This is a genomic window from Streptomyces calidiresistens, from assembly GCF_014141525.1.
GTDB lineage: Bacteria > Actinomycetota > Actinomycetes > Streptomycetales > Streptomycetaceae > Streptomyces > Streptomyces calidiresistens.
Genome location: NZ_VKHS01000589.1, coordinates 1 through 3,528, shown reverse-complemented (window position 1 = coordinate 3,528; position 3,528 = coordinate 1). Strand labels below are relative to the sequence as shown.

The 3,528-nt window shown below is 77.3% G+C and carries 2 protein-coding genes and 1 pseudogene; 1 reads left to right on the top strand and 2 read right to left on the bottom strand.

Annotated features, from left to right (window positions below):
- Nucleotides 1-178: 178 nt before the first annotated feature.
- A pseudogene (locus FOE67_RS20075) lies at nucleotides 179-1,354 on the top strand (flavin-containing monooxygenase); the annotation flags it as partial.
- 495 nt (nucleotides 1,355-1,849) lie between these two features.
- Here FOE67_RS20075 and FOE67_RS20070 read toward each other — a convergent pair.
- Nucleotides 1,850-2,485, bottom strand: a complete 636-nt coding sequence (locus tag FOE67_RS20070) for an ATP-binding protein (RefSeq protein WP_182666238.1) — start codon at nucleotides 2,483-2,485, stop codon at nucleotides 1,850-1,852.
- 276 nt (nucleotides 2,486-2,761) lie between these two features.
- Entirely contained in the window at nucleotides 2,762-3,136 is a 375-nt protein-coding gene (locus FOE67_RS20065; RefSeq protein ID WP_182666237.1) for an STAS domain-containing protein, read from the bottom strand.
- Nucleotides 3,137-3,528: the final 392 nt, after the last annotated feature.

The following is a 3,528-nucleotide window of genomic DNA, read 5'->3' as shown; positions in this document are numbered from 1 at the left end:
TCCCCGGCCCCCTCTCCCCCTCTTCTCTCTCCTCTCCTCCATCTCCCTCCACGGGGCATTCACCGCGCTTCCATGCGAACCCGCCCGGGCGGCACGCCCCGCCGCAACCCGGCCACAAGCGGGTAACACCGGCCCGCCATCGGCCGGCAGGGCCCCGTCGGCTGCGTATCCTCTGGACATGCCGATACCCGCCACCACATCGCCGGTGCACGTCATCGGGGGCGGCCCCAGCGGCCTCGCCACCGCCGCCGCCCTGGTCCGGCGCGGCATCCGGACCGTCGTCCTGGAGCGGGGCGCCGAGCCGGGCACCTCCTGGCGGAACCACTGGGACGGGCTGCGCCTGCACACCACCCGCCGCTGGTCCTCGCTGCCCGGCCTGCCGATCCCCCGATCCGCCGGCCGCTGGGTCCCCCGTGACGAGTACGTCGCCTACCTCGAACGGTACGCCCGCGCCCATCGACTCGAACTGGCATGCGGCGTGGAGGTCTCCCGGATCGAGCCCCTCGCCGAGCCCGGGGACGCCGACGATTCCGGCGGGGTCCGGGACGGGGGGCGCTGGCTGCTGCGGGCCAACGGCGGCCGGGAACTGCGCGCCGCCGCCGTCGTCGTCGCCACCGGCGCCAACCGGGTGCCCCGGATACCGGCCTGGCCGGGGCTCGACGGTTTCACCGGCGAGTTCCTCCACGCCTCCGGGTACCGCACCGCCGACACCCTGACCGGGCGGGACGTCCTGGTGGTCGGCACGGGAAACAGCGGTGCCGAGATCGCGGCCGAACTGGCCGCGGCCGGCGCCGGTCGGGTCCGGTTGGCCGTCCGCACACCCCCGCACATCGTCCGGCGTTCCACCCTGGGCTGGCCCGCCCAGGCCTCCGCCGTGCTGTGCCGGCGGCTGCCGGTGGGCGTGGTGGACCGGCTCGCCGTGCCGATGACCCGCCTGGTGCCGAACCTGACCCGGTACGGCCTGCCGCGCCCGGAGAGCGGGCTGTACTCACGGGTCCGTGAGGGCGCCATCCCCGTGCAGGACGTCGGCCTGGTACGGGCGGTGCGCCGGCGGCTGGTGGAGCCGGTCGCGGCCGTGACCGGCTTCGAGGGCGACCGGGTGCTCCTCGCCGACGGCGGGTCCATCACCCCCGAGGTGGTCATCGCCGCCACCGGCTGGCAACCGGGCCTCGAGCCGCTGGTGGGGCACCTGGGAGTGCTCGACGACGCGGGCCGACCGCTCGCGGAGGGCCCGGAGGGTCCGCTGCCGCAGGCCCCGGGCCTGTGGTTCACCGGCTACACCCACCCCATCAGCGGCATGCTGAGGGAGATCGCCCGCCAGGCCCCCCGGGTGGCCTCGGCGGTGACGCGTGAACTGTACGAGCACCGCAGCGGGGAGAGCGGTCGCCGGGCCCGCCGGGCCGCCGCGCGGGCCGCGCGGGACGCCCGCGCGGCGGTGGCCGCCGGCGCCGACCCCCGGGTCATCCCGGCGCGGACCGGCGCCTCGGGTCCGGCCGTGGAGGGCCCCGCCGGCGGGAGCGACGCCGAGGACGCCCGGGACGCCGAGGACAGGAAAGGGGCACCCGGCGCCCCGGGGGATGCCCCGGCGCCCGTGCCGACCGCGCGGAACGAGGGGAGCGACCCGCCCCCGACCGGCCCGGACACCCCGGCCGTCCCCGACGGCGACTCCGTCACCGGTCCCGGATCCGTCGGCACCCCGGTGGAGCAGGCGACTGCGCCGGGCCCGGTCGGGGGCGCCCCGGACACCCCGCCGGCGGCCGTACCCCCCGCGGCGGACGACCCCGCCGCGGAGGACGGGAGGCCCCGGCCGGCCCCGACGGGTTGACGCGCCCCGCCGGCGGGCCCCGGCTCAGGTCGCGGGGGGCCGCCGGGACCCGGCCGGAATCCGCCGGTCCACCCGGTCCACCGGCCCTCCCGCCGAGCAGTCCAATTCGCACCAGATGCGTTTGCCACCGGGGTGGGGACGCCACCCCCAGCGGTGGGCGAGCGCCTGGACCAGTTCCAGCCCGCGCCCGCTGGTGTCCTCGTCGCCCGCCTCCCGGCGGCACGGGGGGCGCAGGGTGCGGTCCACGACCTCGATGCGGAGGACCACCGGTGCCCGCCCGGCGGCCGGCGGCCCGGAACCGTCCGTCGCCCCTTTCCCGCACACGGCGCAGCCGCCGGCCCCGACCGGCTCCACCGGGGCCCCGCGGCGCTCCCCGGTACCGACCGGCCGTCCCGCCCGCCCGCCGCCCGGTGAGGGGCGAACCGGTGGGTGACGATGGGCCGCCCCCGGCGCGGGGAGGATCTCCAGCCGCAGCACCGCCGACCTCCCGGTGTGCACGACGGCGTTGGTGACCAGTTCCGAGACCAGCAGCACCGCGGTGTCGATCAGGTCGACCGGGGGGTCGGGGAGACCCCCGACGAACCGTCGCGTCAACGCCCTCGCCCGGGAGACCTCCCCCGGATCGGTCCCGACCTCCAACCGCTCCTGCAGTTCCTGCACCGCTCACACCATCCGAACCGGTGGAATCCGCTCCCGGCACGCCCGAAAGCTCCCCGGGACCGCGCCACGGCGCGCGAATCCCGGGACGAACCAGCATGGTTGACGGAGGACCCGCACAACAAGCACTTCCGGGGTATTCCGGCGCAAAGGAGTACGACCCGGTGTGATGTGCGAGGCGCCCCGACCGTGCCCGAACGCCGGCCGCGCGCGGGGAACGCCCCCCGCGCGCGCGGGGCGCGGGCGGGACGGCGGGACGGCGGGACCGCCGGTCCGGCCTCAGGTCGGCAGCGGCTCCGTCGTGTCCCGGGCCGCGCTCTCCGGATCGGCGTAGTGTTCGAACAGTCGGAGCACCCCCAGGGCCGCCAGCACCCGATTGACGTGCGAGCCCTCGCCACCGGCCTCCGCCGGCAGGACGATGCGCAACCGGCCGGCGCAGGACCGCAGCAGCCGCCGGGCGGCGATCAGCACCCCCACCCCGGTGGAGTCGCAGAACCGCACCCCACTCAGATCGATGATCAGATCACGGCGCCCCTCGGCCACCGCGTCGTGCACCCGGCGACGCACCGTCGGGGCACTGACCAGATCGAGCTCTCCCTCGACCCTGAGCACCCACCAGGCGCCGAGTCGTTCCTCCCGTACCGTCAAGGTCACGTCCCGCAGCCCCTCTTCGCGATCGTCCGACACCCGGGACGAGCGGCCGCCCGCGGGCCCTTCGGTCACCGACCCCCGATCGAGGGCCCGCTTCGCCCATCGCGATGCCCGGTTTCGGGCTTCTCAAGCCTCCGGGAACACGCCGGGGCGCACATCGCGCCGGCACACCACCGATCGGACGGGGAATCGGGGCGCGGCGTGCCCACCGCGCGCCGATCGGACCGCCCGGTCCCCGGCACCGTCACCGCGTCTCACCGCGTCGGGCTCTCCCGCACTCTACGGCCGACCGGCCGGCGCCGCCGACGGGGGGCGGAATCCCCGGCGTGACCCGCCGGTGCGATCGCCCCTGCGCGCGCCGGGGCGCCCCCACCCCGGCGCGGGGACCCACCCCG